The following is a 20,688-nucleotide window of genomic DNA, read 5'->3' as shown; positions in this document are numbered from 1 at the left end:
GAATGGCTAAGATAAAGAATGTCTATTTTTTCGGCAACGGAAAGGCCGAAGGCGATGCATCAATGAGGAATGAGCTGGGCGGCAAAGGCGCCAACCTGGCTGAAATGACCAACCTTGGAATCCCGGTTCCCCCGGGATTTACTATTTCTACCGAGATCTGCGCGTTTTATGCAAAAAGTAAAAAATATCCTGTTGGATTGGACAAAGAAGTCCTGGCAGTTTTACAAAAGCTTGAAAAAACCATGGGCAAAAAGCTGGGCGATCCCGATGATCCCCTCCTTGTATCGGTGCGTTCAGGGGCGCCGGTTTCCCTGCCCGGCATGATGGACACCATCCTCAACCTGGGAATCAACGATAAATCAGTCAAAGGCCTGGCTGCCAGAACCGGCAATACCCGCTTTGCCTGGGATGCCTACCGCCGGTTTATCCAGATGTACGGCGATGTAGTCATGCTGGTTCCCTACGAAGAATTTGAAGGGGCCATCAATGACCTTAAAAAGAAGCGTGGCGTTGAGTTGGACACTGACCTTACAGCAAGGGATTTGGAAGAACTTGTAGGGGAATACAAAAAAATCGTCAAGAAAACCACGGGCAAGGATTTTCCCCAGCAGCCCATGGATCAGCTATGGGGCGCAATAAATGCGGTATTCGGATCATGGATGAACGAGCGGGCCATCAAATACCGGCAGCTCAACGATATCAGGAATATCAAGGGAACGGCAGTAAATGTCCAGTCCATGGTCTTTGGCAATTTCGGCGAAGATTCAGGTACCGGCGTCTGTTTCAGCCGCGACCCCTCCACGGGCGAAAATGAATTCTACGGCGAGTATCTTATGAACGCCCAGGGCGAAGACGTGGTGGCGGGCATTAGGACTCCTGAAAAAATTTCCACCTTGGCCAAAAGAAACAAGAAAATTTACGACCAGCTTGTGGGCATCAAGAACAAGCTCGAAAAGCATTTCCGCGATATGCAGGACATGGAGTTTACAGTCCAGCAGGGCAAGCTCTTCATACTGCAAACAAGGAACGGCAAGCGCACCGGAGCTGCCGCGGTAAAATGCGCCGTGGATATGGTAGCCGAAAAACTCATCGACAAGGAAACCGCAGTACAGAGGGTAAGCCCCGCGCTGCTGGATCAGCTTCTGCATCCCATGATCGACCTCAAGGTGCTCAAGACCGCCAAGTCCATGACCCGGGGGCTCAACGCATCTCCGGGAGCTGCATGTGGCAAGATAGTATTCAGCGCCAATGATGCGGAAGAATGGCAGGCCAGGGGCGAGAAAGTGCTTTTGGTGCGCAAAGACACCAGCCCCGAAGACATTGGCGGCATGGTTGCCTCCCAGGGTATACTTACCTCCACGGGAGGCATGACAAGCCATGCGGCAGTTGTGGCCCGCGGCATGGGAACCCCCTGCGTGGCAGGCGCCAAGGAAGCGATTGTCCAGGGACACACCCTGTTTATCGGAACCAAGAAATTCAGCGAAGGCGACTGGATCACCATAGACGGTTCAACAGGCGAAGTGTACGAAGGCAAGCTTCCCCTGGTAACTCCCGATATTTCCAAAGACATGGACACCTTCCTCAAGTGGTGCGATGACATACGGGCGTCCGCAAAACGGGGCAGCCTTAAAGGCTTCGAAGTTAGGACCAATGCCGACCAGCCCGAAGACGCCAAGCGGGCCTTTGCCTTCGGCGCCCAGGGTGTGGGCCTCTGCCGTACGGAACATATGTTCTTCGATAAAGACAAGCTTATCCACTTTAGGGCCATGATCGTGGCCGATACCCTGGAAGAAAGGAAAGCGGCCTTAAAAGAAATACTCCCCCTCCAGCAGAAGGACTTCTTCGGCATATTCAAAGCCATGGAAGGAAGGCCCGTTACCATCAGGCTTCTCGATCCTCCCCTCCACGAATTTGTCCCCCATACTCTGGAAGAAACCCAGGAGCTGGCCGAATTCCTCAAAGTTTCGGTGGAATCCCTCCAGCCCAAGATCGACAGGCTCCACGAGCAGAACCCCATGCTGGGCCACCGTGGCTGCCGCCTTGCGGTTACCTACCCCGAGATCTACAATATGCAGGTTGAGGCCATTGCCCTTGCCGCAGCGGAATGCATCAGCAAGAAGATCCCCGTGCAGCCCGAAATCATGATCCCCATTGTCATCACCGCCAGGGAGCTCAAGCTCCTGCGCCCCAATGCCGAGGCTATTTTGAAGCGGGTCTTTGACAAAGCCGGGGTCAAGCTTCATGTGAAGATAGGCACCATGATCGAAGTACCCAGGGCGGCTATACGCTCAGGCCACATTGCCAGATATGCGGACTTTTTCAGCTTTGGCACCAACGACCTTACCCAGATGACCTTTGCCTTCAGCCGCGACGATGTAGCGTCTTTCCTGCCCGCGTATTTGCAGCAGAATGTGCTTGATGTGGATCCCTTTAAGTCTATTGACGAGGAAGGGGTGGGCTGGCTTATCTCCTATGCGACCCAGCAGGGCAGGGCAGTGAACCCCGATCTTAAAGTAGGCATCTGCGGCGAGCACGGCGGCGATCCCCTGACCATAGACTTCTGCTACAGGGCAGGCCTCTCTTACGTGTCCTGTTCACCTTTCCGGGTGCCCCTCGCGCGGCTGGCTGCCGCCCAGGCGGTGCTGAACAATAAGCCCAAGGCTGATAAAAAGTCGACTGTGAAGAAGCCGGCTGCGAAAAAACCCGCGATCAAGAAGGCTGCTGATAAAAAGACTGCAAAGAAAACAACGGTAAAGAAATCCGCAGCAAAAAAGCTGGTTACAAAAAAAGCGGTTGTTAAAAAGACTGCCAAAAGCATAAAGCCGGCAGTAAAAAAGGCGGTGAAGAAACCGGCGGCAAAAAATGCTTCTCCTGCAAAACGCGAGCCCAAGGCTAAAAAATAAGACAAGGAGATAATTCCGAAATCGGTTGAGTCGGCTTCAAAACAAAAGTTTTTTAACCCTCCCCGCGTAAGCGGGGTTTTGGGCGAATTTAAGGAAGAAGAAAAACAAGTCCTCTTACCTTTGTGTTACTTCGCGTTCCTTTGCGGTTCATTAATTCTTGTTTTGAAATTATTATTACAGGAGCCTTCGAGAGGTTCAAGGAAAGTGTTATGCAATATGTAGAATTTGGAAAGACGGGTGTAAAAGTATCCCGCCTTGGAATGGGATGTATGCGGCTGCCGAGCTATGAAAAAGACGGCAAGACTATTTTCGATGAAGAAAAGGGCATAGCCCTCATTCATCGCGCCATGGAATTGGAGGTCAACTATTTTGATACCGCCCCTTATTATTGCGATAAGCAGAGCGAGGTTATTTTAGGCAAGGCCCTCAAGGGCGGCAGGCGGGACAAGGTTTGGGTTTCTACCAAGAACCCTATCGAAAATGATTCGGGCGATGATTATGAAAAACGCCTGGAATTGTCCCTCAAGAATCTCCAGACAGATCATATCGATTTTTATCACTTTTGGGGTGTTTCGCTTAACGATTTCCTGACCAAAGTGCTGGCCAAGGACGGCCCTTTCGAGAGGGCCAAAAAGCTCAAGGCTCAGGGAGTGATTAGGCATATTTCGTTCTCCTTCCATGACAGGGAAGCGGGAAAGAAGGAATGCGATAACCTGAAAGAGATCCTCAAAAGGGGCGAAGGTGTGCTTGAAACCCTCCTCTGCCAGTACAACCTCCTGGACAGGGATAAGGAACCGGGCATTGCCCTGGCCCGCGAAATGGGTCTTGGGACTGTGATAATGGGCCCCGTGGGCGGCGGACGTCTTGGCGCCCCATCAAAAGTGATTCAGGATCTTATGCCCGGCAAGGTTCAAAGTTCCGCTGAAATGGCCCTGCGCTTTGTGCTTTCAAACCATAATGTGGATATTGCCCTTTCGGGAGTGAGCACCATCGGGCAGCTTGAAGAAAACGCCAAAGTGGCGAGCAATGCTTCCCCCTTGAGCGCTTCGGAAACATCCCAAATCGAAAGCATGATGAAAGAAAACGAGCGCCTTGCGGGGCTTTACTGCACAGGCTGCAAATACTGCATGCCCTGTCCACAGAATATCAATATCCCCGAGATCTTCACCATGATGAATTATCACCGGGTGTACAAGCTTACGGAATTTGCAAAGAAGAATTATTCCGAGATCGGGAAGAATCCCTGGATGAATTACGAAAACGCTTCCAAATGCGTGGAATGCGGAATCTGCGAGGGCAAATGCCCCCAGAGCCTTCCCATACGGGAGCAGCTTAAAGAAACCCATAAAATATTGGCAGGCTGATTTTTTGTGAGCAATCCGCTAATAAAAACCCTCGTTGGCCTTAGGGGAAACCCTCGGGCCTGCGTTTATACCGAGCCCATGTGGGGGCTCTCCATGAATCTCTGCATACCCTATGCGTCAGTGTATATGCTGGCCATAGGCTTGAATGATGTGCAGGTAGGGCTCATCGCTACTATTTACATGCTCTCCCAGGTGGTCTTTGCGTTTTTTTCCGGCCCTATTACGGACAAAATGGGCAGGCGCAAAGCCACTGCGGTTTTCGATTTTATATCCTGGAGCATACCCTGCTTAATCTGGTGGAGGGCTGAAAATTTTTGGTTCTTCCTGGTGGCAGCCCTTTTCAACGGAACCATGAAGGTTACCACCAATTCCTGGGACTGCCTTCTGGTAGAAGATGCAGAGAAAAGCCAAATTACCAAGATCTATTCGCTGGTAATAGTGGCCGGCCAGCTTTCAGCATTGTTTGCCCCCATATCCTCGATAATGGTTTCACGGTTCACCCTGGTGCCCGCCATCAAGATACTTTACATCAATGCGTTTGTGATGATGACCGCAAAGATAATAGTCCTCTATTTGGTGTCCAAAGAGACCCGTACCGGCGTGGTGCGCCTCAGGGAGACCCAGGGTAAAAACATCTTCCAGCTTGCAGGGGGCTACGGTGGAGTAATAAAGATTATCGCCCATTCCCACGGCACTGTTTTTTCACTGGTGATAACCGCCCTGGTGGGTGCTGTAGGCATGATCAACAATACCTTCTGGCAGGTAATCGTAAGCAAGAAACTTTTGGTCCCCGATCCCCTGCTGCCCCTTTTCCCGGTGCTGAAATCCGTGGTAGCCATCTTCTTCCTCTTTGTGGTGGTGCCCCATCTGACCAAGGGGCTTCTCAAGATCCCCCTCCTTGTGGGCTTTGCCTGTTATTTTGTCGGACAGTCCCTGCTCATACTCACCCCTGTGGAGGGGGCAGTAAAATATGTGCTGCTTTGCATTTCCCTTATTTTTGATGGTTTTGGTTTTGGCATACTTGCCATGCTTGCTGAATCCCTGGTGGCCCTTCATGTAAACGCCGCCGAGCGCGCAAGAGTCATGGCAATCCAGCACATGATTATCATGGCCGCAACTTCGCCTTTCGGGTATATAGGGGGAATGCTTTCAAGTATTTCCCGGAGTCTCCCTTTTGTGCTGAACCTTGGCCTTTTAGCCACAGGCTTTTTGGTGACCTTTATCTACTATTTGAAGAACCCCTACCTCCCAGCGGAAACTCCTGCTGAAGGGGAAAAGATGGATGCGGAAAATGAACCGCAGGGATAAACAAAAAGCGGAAACCTTTATCGAAATTATGCGTTCTGCGGAAGTGCTCTTTATGGAGCAGGGTTATGAAAAAACTTCCATGCGCCTGATTGCGGAACGTACGGGCCTCACCAAGGGAGCTCTTTACCATCATTTTGATTCCAAAGAAAGCCTCCTGGACCGCATGTGCGCCGAGCATTACCGGGTGCTGGGCATGGCGGCGGAGCCGTTGGCCCAGGATATAAAACTCTCCTGTTTCGAAAGGATACGCAAAATCAGGGAGATAAACCGGGACATGGGCATGTCCCATATCACTTTTGTTTCCGAATATTTAAAACGCAGGCGGGACGAGGGGAGCGTTATGCTCAGGGACAGGTTAAAGAAATATGAAAGGGATTTTTATGTGGCCCTTGTCGGCCCCCTGCTCAAGGAAGCCCGGGAAAAAGGGGAGTGCGATTTTGCCGCCTCCTCCGACATCCTTTCTGTTTTCCTCTGCCAGATGGACAGGGGGGTGGACGAAGAAATCCGCAGGGCCTTTGCGGGCGAAACCCGCGCCAGCGCGGAAACAATAATAATGGATATCATGAAAACCTACGTCTATGCCCTTGCAAAAATCCTCAACGCAGGGCATGAAAAAATCGCCTCCCTTATCAGCCTGGAAGAAACCATGCGCTTCTACAGCGAAGTTCTAAAAACAAAGCAAAATTCCTAATCCCTGCCTGTTCCGTGGTGGTCAAATTCTTCCTTCTGCCCATAGCCTACAAGAACATCCAGGTTACGCTGTCCTGTGAACCTTTCCATTTATGCCTTATTCCGGTATTATTATTAATATGAACACAAAATTTTCGCGGTCGATACTAATTGTTTTAGCCTTGCTTGCAATCAGCGGATTCGCCCATGCCCGGGGGGCCAATGAACAGGCCATTAACAGCCTTGCCATATACGCCATCAAAGGGCCATCCGGCGTCAGCATGATACGCATGTTTGAGTATCCGCCGCAGATACGGGGTTATGAGGTTAAGCTTGAAGCCCTTGCCCAGGCAGACTTGATGGCAGCCCGTTTCATTTCCGGGGACGCAAAGGTCGGCATATTGCCCGCCAATGTGGCGGCGAAGATTGCTTCTTCGGGGAAAAACATTCAAATCGCCGCGATTACCGGGACCGGCATGCTGAGTCTGCTCACATCCGATCCGGCAGTACAGAGCCTTGCAGATCTGCGGGGCAAAACCGTGGAAGTTGCTGGCCAGGGCGCCACCCCCGATTATGTGTTCAGGCGTCTGCTTCTTTCCGGGGGGATAAACCCCGAGAAGGATGTAACCCTGAGCTATGCCCTGGCATATCCGGAAATTGCCCAATCCCTGATCGCCGGACGTGTTTCCACCGCCCTGCTGCCCGAACCCTTTGCCACCATGGCCCGGTCGGGAAAAAACGATCTCCGTCAAATAGGGGATATTCAGGATGAATGGATCAAAGCGGGCGGTCAGGGCAATTATCCCATGACCGTCCTGGCAGTAGACGGGGATTTCGCGGCCTATAATCCCGCTGCAATCAACGCAATCCTCGAAAGCCTTAAGGCTTCTATCGAATGGACTGTTTCCAACCCCGCAGCAGCCGGGGTTCTGGTAGAAAAGCATGACCTTGGGCTGAGGGCGCCCGTGATTAGCGCTGCCATACCCCGCAGCAATTATGTGTTTATCCCTGCGGATCAGGCCAGGCCGCAGATAGAGGCGCTTTTCAAAGTGTTCCTTGAATTTTCTCCTGCTTCCATTGGCGGCTCCCTTCCGGGAGACAGTTTTTATTATAAGCCCTAGAGAATGAAGCAGGAAAAAGCCGGCCTCTGGTTATTGGCAGGGATTATAGTTCTGCTCATCCTTTGGCAGCTTGGGGCATTTCTTTTTGGAAGCAGCCTTATCCTTCCCGGCCCTCTGCCGGTAATTGAAAAATTCGGTTCCCTTTTTGGAAACCCGAAATTTTTAACCAGCCTGGGCTTTAGTTTTTTAAGGGTAATAGGCGGCATGTTGATCTCTGTGCCCCTGGGCCTTGTCTTCGGGATAGCCTCGGGGCTTGATAATCGTGCGGGCGCCTTTTTAAAACCCCTCTTTTCGATAATTTCCGCAACCCCCGTAATGTCGGTCATACTCATCTGCTTTCTTATATTGGGATCAGAAAAGACCCCGGTTTTTACAGCCTTCCTCATGGTCTTCCCGGTAATGGCTGCAAATACCATAGAAGGCATACACCAGGTGGACCCTAAGCTAAAAGAATTATTCATCGTTTACAGGATGAATCCCAAAGAAACCTTGCGGTATCTTTATATTCCTTCCATAATGCCCTTTATGCTTGGAGGGCTAAAGAGCAGCCTTTCGCTCTGCTGGAAGGTTGTAGTGGCCGCGGAAGTTTTAGTGCAGCCCCTCCGCAGCATAGGAACCGGCATGCAACAGGCCAAAGCCCAGCTCGAAACCCCCGAGCTTTTTGCCTGGACCCTTGCGACAGTTTTGGCGGCAGCCCTTACCCAGTTCATGCTGGGTCTTGTCATTAAAAGAAAAAAACCATGAAGATACGCATCAAAGATCTTTCATTTGGCTTCACTGAACATCTTCTCTTTACTGATTTTAATTTGCTGCTGGGATCTGACAGTGACGATCTGCCCACAGCGTTGCTTGGCCCTTCCGGCTGCGGTAAGACAACCCTGTTGCGGCTTATTGCCGGGCTTTTGCAGCCTGGTTCAGGCAGCATTGATATTGAAGATGAGGGCAGCAATAACGATGCATGCGGGACTTTCTCTTTTGTGTTTCAGGAGGATCGCCTCCTTCCCCATTTTACGGTGCTGGAAAATGTTTCTTTGGCATTGGAAAAAATATTTGGAAAAGGCGAAGCCCTGGCTCGGGCAGGCCACTTTCTTGAATTGGTATCCATGGAAGAAAAAGCCCATGCCTTTCCCTCGGAGCTTTCGGGAGGCCAGAAGCAGAGGGTTTCCATTGCCAGGGCTTTTGCCTATCCTTCACCCGTACTTCTCATGGACGAGGCTTTTCATTCCCTGGATATACCGTTGCGGCTTGGACTTATGGATCTAACCCTGGATCTTCTGCACAGGGAAAAAAGGCTTGCCCTGGCAGTTACCCATGATCCCAAGGAAGCCCTCTATTTGGGGAGCAGGATACTTGTCCTCGGCGAGGCAGGGCAAGGCATTGTTTTTGATGAAGAACTGACGCTGAATAAAAAAGAAAGGGCTTATGGTTCCCACAAGGCAGCGGAATTGGAGGGAAAGCTTGTTGAAGTTTTGGTCGGCCTCGCTACCTGATGGTAAAGCGTATAGGATAACGGTAACGCACTGCTACAATTTGCCCATTTGATTCGGCGGGCTTGCCCTGTATGCCTTTAAAGGCATTGACCGCAGCCTCCCCGAAGCCCCTGCCTTCAGGTGTTTCCCTCAATATTGATATCTGGCGTATTACCCCCTGGCGATCCACAAAAAGTTCAAGGTAGACCGTCCCTTCAATATTGGAACGCAGGGCAATGGGGGGATACACAATGGCTCGTTTTATCTGATCCTCGGGAAACTCCGGGAGCCTTGATACCTTGTTCATGGGAAGATACTCTATGGTTTCTTCCTCCACATAGGGAAGGGTGCTTGTAATTACCGCATCAGGGACTTCGTCAGTTTCGATCATGGTTTCTGCCACAGCCTCAACGGTGTTCTGGACAATTTCAGGGGGCCTTTCCCTGGGCGGCGGGGGAGGGGGGAGCTGCTCCCGTACGTCCACAAGCTTCATTACATTTGCAGGGGGCTCTTCGGCCTTTATCTCATTTTTAAAATGGAACACCACAAAGAACAGCAAAATACCGTGAAGAGCCGCGACAAGCATAAAAATGAGGAGGCGTATTTTGTTTTCACCGGAATGTTTTGCGTTAGGCATCTTTGACCACGAAACTTACTACCCGGTATTGAAGTATTTGCAGGATCTCAAGGACTTTGTGTATATGCTCAAAGGGGGTGTCACGATCCGCAATGATATGCACCCGTGTATCAGGGGCATTTTGATATGCGTTGACAATGCCCGCTTCTATGGTATTGATATCGCATAAATCGCCGTCCAAATAAAGGCTTCCAAAACGATCCACCCAAATTTCGAGGTTTTTTTCGGCGCTGGTCTTTTTTGCAGTTTCAGCTTCGGGGTAATCGATCTTGACTTCCTTTCGGTAATTAATAAGCGATACAAGCATAATAAAAATGAGGAGAAGGAACGCCACATCGGACATGGAATTCAAGGGGACTATAAAATTCTTTTGTTTTCGCGCTAATTTCATGAATCCCCCTTCATGTTAAATGAAAAGGAATTTATCTCAAGCTTTTGCGCCAATTCCACAAAGGAAACCACCTGCTGCCATGGCGCGCCTGGGTTTATTGACAGGACTACGGCCAAATTGGGGCGGCTCGTGGCGGCCCGCTGAATCAATCTTTCGGCTTCCGCAGGGGCCAACGAATTCCCTTCGTAAGAAATATCGCCCCTGCCGTCCATATCAAACCGCATAAGATCATCTTTCAGGATCATGCGCATTGAATCCCTGGCCGGAAGGTTCATAAGGAAACCCTTATTAATATTAAAGCCCGCAATGACTATAAAATAGATAATAAGGAGAAATGCCATATCGCTTGCAGCGCTGGATTCCAGGAAGCCTGCCCTTTTGCGCCTTTGGAGTTTCATGCCTCTGGAGCCTCGTCGCTTAATAGGGAGATAATATCGGAACAGGATCTCTCGACTTCGGCGGAAAATTTATCCACCACATGGGTAAAGAGGGAATGGGCTACCATGGCGATGATGGCAATAACGAGGCCGAAGACCGTAGTAATAAGGGCTTCATATATGCCGTTCGCTACGATTTGGGCATTTACATCAGATGCCTCCGCAATAGACTTGAAAGCCCCTATCATGCCCGAGACAGTGCCCAAAAACCCGGTAAGAGGGGAGAGGGAACCCAGGGCGGTGAGGAAATTAAAGCCGTTTTCCAATGAATTAATGCAGGTAACAGCCTCTGTTTCCGCAGCCTTTTCAAGGCGGTGCTCTGAAATTGGCTTTCCATTGGCGCCAATGGCACGGTTGATGAGCACCAGAAGAATTCTTGCCCCTATGCGCCTTTTGGTGAGCTTTTCCAAATATTCCCTGGCCCCGTTGAGATCTTTGCTGCGTATAAATTCTTCGGTTGCATCCTTAAGATCATCCAGGCGCAGGTTATGGTAGAGGAGGTATATAGCACGTTCCATGGCAATGGCTATGGTGGCAATGGAAAAGAAAAGCAGGGGCCACATAAAAAAGCCGCCCAAAACAAAAAGCTCAAGCAAAGAAAATGATGATCCCATAGTGTCTCCTTATTTTGTTTTTGTTAAAACAGTATTGTTTAATCCCGCAATAATATCATCCCAGCAGTATTCTATATATATCCATGGGGATGCTTCTTCCCAATCCCTGAGCATGGCGCCTGAATCATAATATTCTTCAAGGCTTTCCCCGAATTTGCTGTTGGAAGCCTGTTTTGGGAAAAGCACAGCACCCCAATATTTATCAAAATCTTTTTGATTTTTGAATTCAGGGATACCAGGCTGTTTCTTCATCCAATCGATAAGGGCAAGTATGCGTTCCCTGCGGTTCCGTAAATTGGCAAGGGCTTCTGTTCCGGTAATTCTGTTGCTCTTTAGCCGTATGCGTCCTGCAGAAATTTGCACCCCTTCTATAGGTTGGGGAGTGTTTAAGATTGCCCTGTCCCCATTAACAGAAAACGACGCGCTGCCAAGAATATCCAGGGTAAATTCATTCCAGCCATGCACATGGGACGAAAGTATTTTCGCAGAGCCGAGCTCAAAATTGCCCGAACTGTCGGGAATATATCCCCGAAATTCCAGGCCGGGGAAATTGCTGTCTGTAATGGCCAGCATTTCTTCTCCATTCTTAAGCCTAACTTGCCGCGCTTCGACTTTGCGTTCTTTTCGTTTTCCCTTTGTTGCGTAAATTGCAAGGGTCTTGTCCGCAAAAGCTGTACCATCCAGGGCTTCGCCGGCCTTGTTCATCAAAGTAGAACAGCCCGATATAAGGAGAATTAAATTGAATATCAAAAAGCCGGACAATTTTTTCATTTATATTAATAGCTCCATTTTAATCCAAAAGAAACCATGGGTATGGGCATTTCATAATTGGCGCTGTCGCTCCCTGTATCTTCCTTGCCGGTATACTGGTTAAAGCTGGTGTTTGCCTTAGCGACATACACAAGGGAAAGCAGGTTTTCGGCTCCAAGGTAAATTTCTGTTTGCATCTTTGTTTTAGGGTTGAAAATAAAATATGAAAATTTCGTGTCCAGCGGAATTGACCAGGTGGTCCTGGAATTTTCGTTGTATTCGGATTCCCGCTTGTACTTTATGATTTGTTTCCCTGTTGGAGCGCCGCTGTCATCATAAAGATCGACAAGATAGCTGGTGATTTTTCCGGTTATTTCGGGTTTAAGCCTTCCCGATGCAATGCCAAGGCGGGTATAAATATTGAAATTCCTTAGGGGCTTAAAATTGATTACCATGTTTATATTGTGGAAACGGTGAAATCCCGGATAATACCAGCCTGAATCCTCAAGCTCCGTATTGAGGGACGGTGAAAGTTCAGTGAGAGGCTTTTCAGGCTGATGGTACTTTGCGTACGTGAAGGTGTAGGAAAGCCAGCCGTCCCAATACCGGGAATCAAATTTCTGGAGCATCGCGTCAAAACCCCAGATGATGCCGTCGCCATTAAATCGGTATCTCTGTTCCGGAACTGCGCCCAGCTGGGTATAGAGGTATTGATACGCCCGGTCATATACGAATTTAAAATAACCCTCCAGGTTAAAACTCCACTCTTCCATAATGTCGGTCCGCATACCTACGACAGAAGTCCATGAGCGGTTAGGCTTTAAGGTAAAATCATCAATGCCCGAATCCAGCTGTATGGAAGCGACCGCGTCATTCATGGAAGAAAAAAGGCCTGTCCCGGCGGTGAGATCAAAAGAATCAAAAATGCCTTTGTTTTTAAAAACATTGAAGTCCAGATTGAGCCTAGGGTTAAGCACCGGCACGGTCTGAATGTCAAAGCCGTCACCGGAAAAATAAAAATGGTCAACCCTTAATCCTAATTCTGCGCCGAAACGCCCACCCGGCGCAAGGTATTCCAAAAGGGTGTATGCGGAAGTATTGAACATTCCATTGCTGAAATCTATTCCAAACTGCCTGGGGAAGTGAATATATTTAAGTTCCATTACGGCTGTGTCAAAGTACTGCATCTCCGCAAAAAACCGGCCTTCCTGTTTGGCAGTATGATGGCTGTAAATTTCCTGTGCCCCGATGCTCCAAAGGAAGCCGTTGCCCAGGCTCCAGTCATAATCGATGCGGCCCTGGATATTCAGGGCGGAATCATCGCTTTTGACATTCATGCCGATATCATCATTATCAAGAGTATAAGAGTAGGGCGGCACAAGGCTAGGATGATCCGCAATAATATCATTTGTGTATTTTGCGGTCAGGTAATCATAATTAATTTCCCCGTCAATTTTAGCCTGGGCAAACCCTGCCCCCGCAGTGGTTTTAAGGACCATATCCCGCCGGGGGTTAAAAGTAAGGCCGGTTATTAAAAAACCCTGGAGATTGTCCCAGTCAAAAACCATATGGGATTTGCTTTTGACATATTCATCATTGCTCTCGTTGGAGTAGTCGGCGCCTACCCCGTCCGCGCCTATAAAAGCCTCGGCAGTCCATTCAAGATCCGCATTGAAGCGATAGTTTACATTTATAGCGCTGCTTCTGATATACGGGGCAGTGGTTACCGCATTGACCATCTGAAGAGTGTCGTTGTCAATTACCTTGGAAAGCTGCTTGACAGCCCAGACAAAAGGATCCCAGTAGGTAACTTTCCCCATAACCATAAGGCCGCCCCTGGTTCCCAAAGGCATGGAAAGATTCAAATTGACTGCGCTGGTGGACAAGCCAAGCTCAAGCTCCGCCAAATCAGGGGAGGCTTTTTTTGAAGTGATTTCCAGAAGCCCCGAAATGGTATGCCCGTAACGGGTGGAAAAAATGCCATGGGAAAGCTGGGCGCTGGCTACCATGTGGGGATCGAAGATTGAAAATCCGCCGCCCCAATGGTAAGGGTTCTCAATATAAAAACCGTCCAGCACAGCCATGAGGTCGCCGGGTTCTCCTCCGCGTATGGAAGGCATGGCATTGAACATGCCTGTATAGCCTACCCCCGGAAGGAGCTTGATGGAAGTCATCACGTCTTCGATAAGGCCTATCTGGGATGATCGCTCCAGGGCTTCCCCTGAAATCGCAACGCTGCGGCCGCTTTTTGTTTCGCTTGAACCAGGACGCCTGGCCTCGATCACAAGCTCCCGTGATTCCATAACCCCGCCGAGCCTTAAGCCCAGCTTAAAGCTGTCGCCCTTCAGGGGGATGATGAGCCTGCCGTTTTCATAACCTGGGTACTGAACCTGTATGGTAACCTGCCTGTCATCAGGCACGGAAATTATGACTATCCCGTTCTCATCGCACATATAATCGCTGTTATCCCAGGAACGTATCGCAGCGCCTTCAAGGGGAATGCCGAGGTCAGTGTCTTCCACAATGATCTCCACATCCCTTGCCCAGAGCAAATTAAAAACCGAGAAGGATAAAGCAATGATGAGGAAAAATATTTTTTTGCCTAAGGCCAAAGCCTTCGCGCTCCCTTTTCTTCAGTCTATCATAAGAGCGCCCCGCGATTCCAGAGCTGCCGCAGTTTCGGCCGCTGTCTCCATGAGCCCTTCGATCACCAGAGGCATGATGACAATAAAAAAGCGGAGACTCTTTTTCCCGCCCCGGCTTTCCCAGGCAAGCTCCGCGGATTCCCAGACTTCAAAAAAGCGGGGCAGAAAACCAAGCATCAGCGAAAGCCCCAGGCTCAGCCTCAAATGTTTTACGTGAAGGAGGGCTTCAAGCCTCGCGAGGGATTTTTTGATTTCCCCCATGGTGGCAACGGAAAAGAGCAGTGCCCCTGCGGAAAAAGAAAGGGCCATTTGTATGCCGAAAATGCAGCCCTCTTTTAAACCTGAACTGTCAAAAGAAAAGGGTGAAATATGAAAGCCCTGGAGCAGAATTACTGCAATTACAATCATGAAAAGGGGGCCGCTCCCCCTGAGCAGTTCCCATGGTTTTATCCCCGCGTTCAATGCTCCTAAAACAAGAATCATGCCGATAACGGGGAGTACGATGAAATTGGGGAAAAATACGGCTATGGAAAGGAGAAGGAGGATGAGCAGCTTTACGCCCCCGTTCAAACGGTGGACAAAAGAATTCCCCTTGCGGTAAGCCCAGGGGCATTGCCGGTTCTTAATCATGAGCGAAGGCTTCCCAGCCCATGCGGGGATCACGCACCCCCCAGCCTGGGTCGAGGCTGTCGAGGACTTCTTCGGGTTTCCCATCAGCCCTGATTCTGCCCTTGTCCAGAATGACAAGCCTGTCCGCGAGAGCCAGGACTTTTTCAAGCTCATGGGTGAGTATGATGGCAGTCCTGCCTGCCTGTTTCAAATCTTTGATTATCTTGATTACCTGCACTACCCCGATCATATCCAGATTGGCAAAAGGCTCATCCATGATGATGGTATCGCAGCCCATGGCTATGACTCCCGCGACCGCAAGGCGTCGTTTTTCGCCGCCCGACAGACGGCGGGGAGGGAAGTCCCTTTTGGTTTTCATTTCCAGCATTTCAAGGGCATCTTCAACGCGCCTGCCTATTTCGTCTTTGCCAAGCTTGAGGTTTTCAGGGCCGAAGCGTATATCCTCTTCCACGGTTTCGCCGACGATTTGGGAATCCGCATCCTGGAATACAATGCCCAGGGATCTGCGGAGCAGGCCGGTGCATTGGGGAAGGGCAATCCCCTTAAAAAAAATGCTTCCCTCTGTAGGCTCCTGAAGCCCCGCCAGCATGCGCATAAGCAGTGTTTTCCCCGAGCCGTTGGACCCTGCCATAAGGAGACATTCCCCTTTGTATATATCGAGATCCAAATTGCTGATGGCTTCAAAGCCATTGGGGAATCTTTTCCTGAGGGACCGTACCTTAAATAGGACTTCCTTATCCTTCAAGATGATCGGCTACAGCCCTCCTGAGCCTGGGCGCTGCAATTATTGCCACTACGGCTTTAATCGCATCGCCTATGACAAAAGGAATAAAGCCCCCTGCCAGGGCCTGGGCCCAATTTAAATTCCTGCTGAATTTGAGCCAAATTACCCCTGGCACGTAGATTGCAAGCAGGCCGAGAACCGCCGCGCAAATAATGCGCCAAAGGGGAGCAGCCTTGGCCACCCTTGGCCGCCCCGCAATCAGGCCGCCCACAACAGCTGCCAAAAGATATCCAAAAAGAAATCCCCCGGTGGGCCCTGCAAAATGGGCAATGCCGCCCACTGCCCCTGCGAATACCGGCACCCCTATAGCGCCTGCCAAAAGGTAAAGCCCTACCGCGGCCCCTCCAAGGAAAGGCCCAAGTATCAAACCTGACAACAAGGCAAAAAGATTTTGCAGCACTATGGGCACTGGCGAAACCGGCACCGGTATGGAAATAAAAGTCCCCGCCGCGGTTAAGGCGCCAAAGAGAGCCGCAAGGCAAATTTTGAGGAGAGTCTTTCTCCCCGAAATTGTTTTCGATTTTTCCATGATGTTATACTCCTATAAAAAATCAACCAGGAAGTTGCCTGATTCTTTTGCGCTAAAATAAAAATGAAACAGATCCGGGCGAAAAAGCGCGTTTCTCATCCCGGTCATTTTTTATGACCCCCCGGCCCAGAACATCCACGCCGAGGAAGATGCCTCTTTCAACAGGCCGGTTTTCTTTTTCCTTGCCCTCCACAGCCATGACCTTTCGCCCCCTGCCCTCAGCCATGGAATTCCAGTGTTTCCCGAGTTCGTAAGAATCCGCGTTTTTTATCTTGTCCCATTCATTAAGGACAGCCAGCAGGGTTTCCCGGCGCGAAATGGAATGTCCGGTTAATTCTGACAGGTTTGTCGAAGAGTTTGCGGAATAATTCGAAGAGCGATTGGCTGCGCTTTTTTGGCTGACCTTGTTGTTCACATTGATACCCATGCCTATAGCGATCCAATCCAGCCTGTCCCCCTCGGCTCTGAATTCTGTCAGTATTCCTGCGATTTTTTTGCCTTCCACATAAATATCATTGGGCCAGCGGAGCAAAGCCCTTTTTCCCGACATGCGGGAAATTGCCCTAGCGGAAGCAATCTGGGCGGCCATGGAAAGTTTGGGATATTCGAGGGCCGATAAAAAAGGACGTTCCAGAAGAGTAAAGAAAAGCCCCCCTTTTTGGGAATTCCAGGTTCTGCTGTTTCTCCCTCTGCCCGAAGTCTGCTCCTCGGCGGTGATTACGGACCCTCCGGGGTATAGTCTGCCGGCCAATTCCGCCGCCCGGTTCATGGTGCTGTCTGTAGATACCCAATGGTGAAACAGCTTTTCCCTTTCTTCGAATTCCCAGGGGTAGAGGAAATCGTCCCCTGTGAGGCTTTCCTTTTCCTGAATCCAGCGGTAGCCTTTATCATCCCCTTCTATAGGATACCCCGCAGCTATAAGGGCCTTAACGCCCTTCCAAACCGCTACCCGCGAAACCCCAAGTTGTCTGGCAAGGGCTTCGCCGGTGAAAAAACAGCCCTTTTTCTGTCGAAATTGCTCCAGAATGTATGCTTTTACCGAGATGCATGGGATATTTTGGTTAACCTGCATAAATATCAGGTTAACGAAGAATTGGACGAATGTCAATTGGCTTTTTCAAAAAACGTGATATACTATCGGTCGGGAGGAAATAACCATTGTCAGAACCTTCACCATCGGCCGTTAAGGGGCCTTTATGCGCTGCGCTTGCCGCCCTGGTGCTGTCGGCAGTCCTTGGGGCATTGGGGCTTTTTGCGACGATTGATCGGGGCATTTACGATCTCCTGCTTTCGGCAAAGATACGCTATTTTCCCCTGGCTCTGAATTCCCAGATCATACACGCGGACTTAAGCGATAGTTCCGAAGTCCGCCTTGGGGAAAGCCTCGGCAGCCGAGGGGCTTTTGCCGACTTTCTCAATGTCCTGGGTTCCTATAATGCACGGGTTGCCTTTGACTTTATTTTCCGTACCCCTGCCGCGGAGGACGCTGCTTTTGCGGAAGCCGCCCGCTCTGCCAGCCTCTGCATCATGGCAATCGCGCCGGTGGAAATGGAGTACGCCAACTTCGCCTATGACAGTCTGACCTCCGAGGAGAAGGCCCTCCTTTCGTCCAATGTGTGGCACATACGGGAGCATGGCAAAAATAACATACCACGGGCGCGGACCTTTATACTTTCCGATTACCCTATTTCCAGCGCGGCAGCCGAGCTTGCCCATATCGGGGTGCTTCCCGACAGCGACGGTGTGTACCGCAGAACGCCTCTCTTTTACCGCTGGGAAGACGGCCTTATACCTGCTATTTCCCTGGCAGTGGCAGTGCGGGAACTGGGGATAGATCCTTCCGCAATCGAATTCTATCCCGGCCATTGTCTCGTCCTTCCCCTTTCGGGGGATGAAGCCATACGCATCCCTGTGGACGAAAGCTGCTCGGCCCTCATTCCCTTTACTGCTACCTGGGCTGACGACGACTACCGCATTTCTTTTGAGCGTATTGCCGGGGCTGCCCATGACGAAGAACTTTACACATCCCTTTTTTCGGAACTGTCCGGAAGCATGATCATGGCGGCAGATACCACCACAGGGAAACGGGATTTCGGCATTACCCCGGGGGAAACTGTGTACCCCCTTTCGGGGATTCATACCGCTGTGCTCTCGGGAATTATGGAGGAATATTTTTATGCCCCGTGGTCGTTCGCGGCAAAGCTTGGGACCCTGGCGGTCTTTTTAATCGCATTGCTGTTTTTAAGTTTCATAAAAAAGGATGCCCGCTATAACATTGCTTTTTTGGCGCTTCTCGGGGGCTTTACCCTTTGGACTGTGCTCGCCTGGTTTCTGCTGCGCCTCTGCCCCTGGTATGGGGCAATTGGGTCGGGGCTTTTTCTCTTTTGGATAAGCGGCTTTGTTCTGCGCCTGTTCCGCCGCTATAAGGAACAGATCCTCTATCAAAATGCCCTTTCCCGCTATTTCCCCCGTTCCCTTGCTGCCCGAATTGCTTCGGAAAAAAAGATAGACCTTGCCCCTGCCTATAAAGAGCTTACCATTCTTTTTTCTGATATCGCGAGCTTTACCGCCTGGTCCCGTGACAAAGAACCGTCACTGGTTCATGCTTTTTTAAGCGAATACCTGGAGGCCATGGGAAGCATCATCTTTGAATATGGAGGGACAGTGGACAAATTCATGGGCGATGGCATTCTCGCTTTCTTTGGCGATCCCTTCGACATGCCCGACCATACCCGCCGCTGCGTTGACGCTGCCATATCCATGCAAAAGAAAATCCGCGAGATGGCTTTGACATGGAAGGATCGCGCCAACATCGATCTAAAAGTCCGTATGGGAATAAATACCGGCCATGTCATTGTGGGCAACCTGGGAATCAAAAACCGCATCGAATACACCGTCATCGGCGCCGATGTCAACCTGGGCCAGCGCATGGAAGGCGCCGCCCCCGCCGGCGGCATCCTCGTTACCTCCGCAGTCCGTGAAAAAACGCAGGATATGTTCAGCTTTGGCGAAAGGCGGGAAGTCCGAGTCAAGGGCTACGAAAAACCTATCGAGGCTTACGAGGTGGTGTTTTTATGAAAACCGGCGATTACTGCCGGAAAATTTTTCCATTGGCCCCTACCTTGAGCACATGGATTTCGGTCTTTGCCGGTTCTGCGTCGCCTTCCCACGGCCGGGAATATTGGAAGTTCAGCACCGTCTCCCCCTGGGCAAGCCCCTCAAACATAAAAACAAATCGTCCCCCCGCGCCGGCTCTACCCGAAGCGTTTTTATCCTTCTTGTATTCTGCGGACACTTCCCTGACAATGCCTTCCGGCACCATGGTATAGGTCCAGTTATAGCCTGTGGTTTGGTTGCCTTCAAACTCAAAGGTGATGCGTTTAGTGCGCTCCCTGGCTGAACCTGCAAACACGGTAGCGCTCAGGAATACAGCCGCAACAATGAGCAGCATTTTTTTCATGATAAACTCCTGACCCTCATTATATCCCAACAGTAGACAAAAAAGAATAGGCATTATAGGATATTGGCATTTGCAGCAATTATGAGTTAGAAACTATAGCAGGAGGAAAATAGTATGTGTCCATGGTATGATGTTTATAACCAGAGGTGCAAACTCCACGGAGCTTATATGGGTGGAACCAGCACCCAAAAAGAAAAATGCGAGAATAGCAAAAACTGGCGTAATTGTGGCGATGCCCAGGCGAAAGCAGAGGGCAGAAATTACCAAAATAAGCCATGAATCAACAACCCCGGGGTATTAAACCCCATCAATACGAATAAAAGGAAGGTGGATATGAAAGTAATCGCATTCAATGGCAGCCCTCATAGTGACGGGGTAGTAGCCAAAGGCATTTCGGTAATGGCCGGGGAACTTGAAAAAGCCGGCATAGAAACCGAAGTAATCCAGGTTGGAAGCCAGAATATACACGGTTGTGTAGACTGCCATAAGTGCAGGGAACTCAAGCACTGTGTCATCACCAACGACCTTGTTAATGACTGTTTCAGGAAGATGCAGGAAGCCGATGGCATTATACTTGGCAGCCCTGTGTATTACGGGGGAGTGGCAGGAACTTTCAAAAGCTTCCTGGACCGTCTTTTCTTCCCAGGCGCTGCCATGAAGTACAAAGTGGGGGCCACGGTGGTTTCGCTCCGCCGTTCAGGGGGCGTCACGACTTTCCATCAGCTTAACAATTACCTTAACTTGGCCCAAATGCTCATCACCCCCGGACAGTACTGGGAAGTGATCCACGGCAACACTGTCGAAGAAACCCTCCAGGACGAAGAAGGGATGCAGCACATGGAAGTCCAGGGCCGCAACATGGGGTGGCTCATCAAATCCCTGGCGGCAGCAAAAAAAGAAGTACCCCTCCCGCAGCCTTATGAAGGGAGAAAGTGGACAAATTTCATCCATTAACACCATTAAAGCGGCGCTAACGG

General features: G+C 50.2%; 20 protein-coding genes. 9 read left to right on the top strand and 11 right to left on the bottom strand.

Annotated elements, in window-relative coordinates; genetic code table 11:
- Positions 1-2 precede the first annotated feature (2 nt).
- The 7 genes from ppdK (at position 3) to TREAZ_RS08915 (ending at position 8,855) form a co-directional block, all read left to right on the top strand.
- Positions 3-2,903 (top strand): pyruvate, phosphate dikinase, encoded by a 2,901-nt coding sequence (ppdK, locus tag TREAZ_RS08945; RefSeq protein WP_015711516.1) that lies wholly within the window; start codon positions 3-5, stop codon positions 2,901-2,903.
- Positions 2,904-3,112: 209 nt separating this feature from the next.
- Complete coding sequence (locus TREAZ_RS08940; protein ID WP_015711515.1) at positions 3,113-4,267, top strand: aldo/keto reductase; 1,155 nt, start codon at positions 3,113-3,115, stop codon at positions 4,265-4,267.
- Positions 4,268-4,360: 93 nt separating this feature from the next.
- A complete protein-coding gene (locus tag TREAZ_RS08935) occupies positions 4,361-5,575 on the top strand; it encodes an MFS transporter (RefSeq protein ID WP_015711514.1) in 1,215 nt (404 codons plus the stop codon).
- On the top strand, positions 5,550-6,266 hold the full coding sequence (locus TREAZ_RS17420; protein WP_015711513.1) for a TetR/AcrR family transcriptional regulator: 717 nt from the start codon (positions 5,550-5,552) through the stop codon (positions 6,264-6,266). Before TREAZ_RS08935 ends, TREAZ_RS17420 begins: the two co-directional genes overlap by 26 nt.
- 118 nt (positions 6,267-6,384) lie before the next feature.
- On the top strand, positions 6,385-7,365 hold the full coding sequence (locus TREAZ_RS08925; RefSeq protein ID WP_245535009.1) for an ABC transporter substrate-binding protein: 981 nt from the start codon (positions 6,385-6,387) through the stop codon (positions 7,363-7,365).
- Positions 7,366-7,368: 3 nt separating this feature from the next.
- Complete coding sequence (locus TREAZ_RS08920) at positions 7,369-8,109, top strand: ABC transporter permease (protein WP_015711511.1); 741 nt, start codon at positions 7,369-7,371, stop codon at positions 8,107-8,109.
- Positions 8,106-8,855, top strand: coding sequence for an ABC transporter ATP-binding protein (locus TREAZ_RS08915; protein ID WP_015711510.1), 750 nt, complete (start codon positions 8,106-8,108; stop codon positions 8,853-8,855). Before TREAZ_RS08920 ends, TREAZ_RS08915 begins: the two co-directional genes overlap by 4 nt.
- Here the strand turns inward: TREAZ_RS08915 and TREAZ_RS08910 are convergent.
- From TREAZ_RS08910 to TREAZ_RS08865, 10 genes are read right to left on the bottom strand one after another with little or no spacing between them, the layout of a single operon-like run.
- Positions 8,848-9,471 (bottom strand): energy transducer TonB, encoded by a 624-nt coding sequence (locus TREAZ_RS08910; RefSeq protein ID WP_015711509.1) that lies wholly within the window; start codon positions 9,469-9,471, stop codon positions 8,848-8,850. The two genes, TREAZ_RS08915 and TREAZ_RS08910, sit on opposite strands and share 8 nt — an antisense overlap.
- Entirely contained in the window at positions 9,464-9,862 is a 399-nt protein-coding gene (locus TREAZ_RS08905; protein ID WP_015711508.1) for an ExbD/TolR family protein, read from the bottom strand. Before TREAZ_RS08905 ends, TREAZ_RS08910 begins: the two co-directional genes overlap by 8 nt.
- A complete protein-coding gene (locus TREAZ_RS08900; protein WP_015711507.1) occupies positions 9,859-10,260 on the bottom strand; it encodes an ExbD/TolR family protein in 402 nt (133 codons plus the stop codon). Before TREAZ_RS08900 ends, TREAZ_RS08905 begins: the two co-directional genes overlap by 4 nt.
- The gene (locus tag TREAZ_RS08895; RefSeq protein WP_015711506.1) at positions 10,257-10,913 is read right to left on the bottom strand and encodes a MotA/TolQ/ExbB proton channel family protein; all 657 of its coding nucleotides are present in this window, start codon (positions 10,911-10,913) and stop codon (positions 10,257-10,259) included. Before TREAZ_RS08895 ends, TREAZ_RS08900 begins: the two co-directional genes overlap by 4 nt.
- Before the next feature lie 9 nt (positions 10,914-10,922).
- The gene (locus TREAZ_RS08890) at positions 10,923-11,684 is read right to left on the bottom strand and encodes a hypothetical protein (RefSeq protein WP_015711505.1); all 762 of its coding nucleotides are present in this window, start codon (positions 11,682-11,684) and stop codon (positions 10,923-10,925) included.
- A gap of 5 nt (positions 11,685-11,689) precedes the next feature.
- Entirely contained in the window at positions 11,690-14,275 is a 2,586-nt protein-coding gene (locus TREAZ_RS08885; protein ID WP_015711504.1) for a TonB-dependent receptor plug domain-containing protein, read from the bottom strand.
- A 21-nt stretch (positions 14,276-14,296) separates the two neighbouring features.
- Positions 14,297-14,938 carry a CbiQ family ECF transporter T component gene (locus TREAZ_RS08880; protein WP_015711503.1) on the bottom strand — a complete coding sequence of 214 codons (642 nt, stop codon included), beginning with the start codon at positions 14,936-14,938 and terminating at the stop codon, positions 14,297-14,299.
- Positions 14,931-15,683 carry an energy-coupling factor ABC transporter ATP-binding protein gene (locus TREAZ_RS08875; RefSeq protein WP_015711502.1) on the bottom strand — a complete coding sequence of 251 codons (753 nt, stop codon included), beginning with the start codon at positions 15,681-15,683 and terminating at the stop codon, positions 14,931-14,933. Before TREAZ_RS08875 ends, TREAZ_RS08880 begins: the two co-directional genes overlap by 8 nt.
- Entirely contained in the window at positions 15,673-16,251 is a 579-nt protein-coding gene (locus tag TREAZ_RS08870; protein ID WP_015711501.1) for a biotin transporter BioY, read from the bottom strand. Before TREAZ_RS08870 ends, TREAZ_RS08875 begins: the two co-directional genes overlap by 11 nt.
- Before the next feature lie 52 nt (positions 16,252-16,303).
- A complete protein-coding gene (locus tag TREAZ_RS08865) occupies positions 16,304-17,323 on the bottom strand; it encodes a biotin--[acetyl-CoA-carboxylase] ligase (protein WP_015711500.1) in 1,020 nt (339 codons plus the stop codon).
- Positions 17,324-17,409: 86 nt separating this feature from the next.
- On the opposite strand from TREAZ_RS08865, the gene TREAZ_RS08860 reads away from it, so the two are divergent.
- Positions 17,410-19,329: an adenylate/guanylate cyclase domain-containing protein gene (locus TREAZ_RS08860; protein WP_015711499.1), complete on the top strand. Its 1,920-nt coding sequence runs from the start codon at positions 17,410-17,412 to the stop codon at positions 19,327-19,329.
- Positions 19,330-19,339: 10 nt separating this feature from the next.
- On the opposite strand, the gene TREAZ_RS08855 is transcribed toward TREAZ_RS08860, so the two are convergent.
- Positions 19,340-19,711: a protease inhibitor I42 family protein gene (locus tag TREAZ_RS08855; RefSeq protein ID WP_015711498.1), complete on the bottom strand. Its 372-nt coding sequence runs from the start codon at positions 19,709-19,711 to the stop codon at positions 19,340-19,342.
- Between the two features lie 333 nt (positions 19,712-20,044).
- Here TREAZ_RS08855 and TREAZ_RS08850 point away from each other — a divergent pair, with 333 nt between their 5' ends.
- Positions 20,045-20,665, top strand: coding sequence for a flavodoxin family protein (locus TREAZ_RS08850; protein ID WP_015711497.1), 621 nt, complete (start codon positions 20,045-20,047; stop codon positions 20,663-20,665).
- The last annotated feature ends 23 nt before the right edge of the window (positions 20,666-20,688 follow it).

The organism is Leadbettera azotonutricia ZAS-9, assembly GCF_000214355.1.
In the GTDB taxonomy this organism is placed as follows: domain Bacteria; phylum Spirochaetota; class Spirochaetia; order Treponematales; family Breznakiellaceae; genus Leadbettera; species Leadbettera azotonutricia.
Note: the sequence above shows the minus strand (reverse complement) of the source record. Positions and strands in the feature narration are given on the sequence as shown.

Bases quoted from the DNA above. Each gene is read 5' to 3' on its own strand.
- ppdK (WP_015711516.1), top strand. From the start codon at position 3: ATGGCTAAGATAAAGAATGTCTATTTTTTCGGCAACGGAAAGGCCGAA.
- TREAZ_RS08940 (WP_015711515.1), top strand. From the start codon at position 3,113: ATGCAATATGTAGAATTTGGAAAGACGGGTGTAAAAGTATCCCGCCTT.
- TREAZ_RS08935 (WP_015711514.1), top strand. From the start codon at position 4,361: ATGAATCTCTGCATACCCTATGCGTCAGTGTATATGCTGGCCATAGGC.
- TREAZ_RS17420 (WP_015711513.1), top strand. From the start codon at position 5,550: ATGCGGAAAATGAACCGCAGGGATAAACAAAAAGCGGAAACCTTTATC.
- TREAZ_RS08925 (WP_245535009.1), top strand. From the start codon at position 6,385: ATGAACACAAAATTTTCGCGGTCGATACTAATTGTTTTAGCCTTGCTT.
- TREAZ_RS08920 (WP_015711511.1), top strand. From the start codon at position 7,369: ATGAAGCAGGAAAAAGCCGGCCTCTGGTTATTGGCAGGGATTATAGTT.
- TREAZ_RS08915 (WP_015711510.1), top strand. From the start codon at position 8,106: ATGAAGATACGCATCAAAGATCTTTCATTTGGCTTCACTGAACATCTT.
- TREAZ_RS08910 (WP_015711509.1), bottom strand. From the start codon at position 9,471: ATGCCTAACGCAAAACATTCCGGTGAAAACAAAATACGCCTCCTCATT.
- TREAZ_RS08905 (WP_015711508.1), bottom strand. From the start codon at position 9,862: ATGAAATTAGCGCGAAAACAAAAGAATTTTATAGTCCCCTTGAATTCC.
- TREAZ_RS08900 (WP_015711507.1), bottom strand. From the start codon at position 10,260: ATGAAACTCCAAAGGCGCAAAAGGGCAGGCTTCCTGGAATCCAGCGCT.
- TREAZ_RS08895 (WP_015711506.1), bottom strand. From the start codon at position 10,913: ATGGGATCATCATTTTCTTTGCTTGAGCTTTTTGTTTTGGGCGGCTTT.
- TREAZ_RS08890 (WP_015711505.1), bottom strand. From the start codon at position 11,684: ATGAAAAAATTGTCCGGCTTTTTGATATTCAATTTAATTCTCCTTATA.
- TREAZ_RS08880 (WP_015711503.1), bottom strand. From the start codon at position 14,938: ATGATTAAGAACCGGCAATGCCCCTGGGCTTACCGCAAGGGGAATTCT.
- TREAZ_RS08870 (WP_015711501.1), bottom strand. From the start codon at position 16,251: ATGGAAAAATCGAAAACAATTTCGGGGAGAAAGACTCTCCTCAAAATT.
- TREAZ_RS08865 (WP_015711500.1), bottom strand. From the start codon at position 17,323: ATGCAGGTTAACCAAAATATCCCATGCATCTCGGTAAAAGCATACATT.
- TREAZ_RS08855 (WP_015711498.1), bottom strand. From the start codon at position 19,711: ATGAAAAAAATGCTGCTCATTGTTGCGGCTGTATTCCTGAGCGCTACC.
- TREAZ_RS08850 (WP_015711497.1), top strand. From the start codon at position 20,045: ATGAAAGTAATCGCATTCAATGGCAGCCCTCATAGTGACGGGGTAGTA.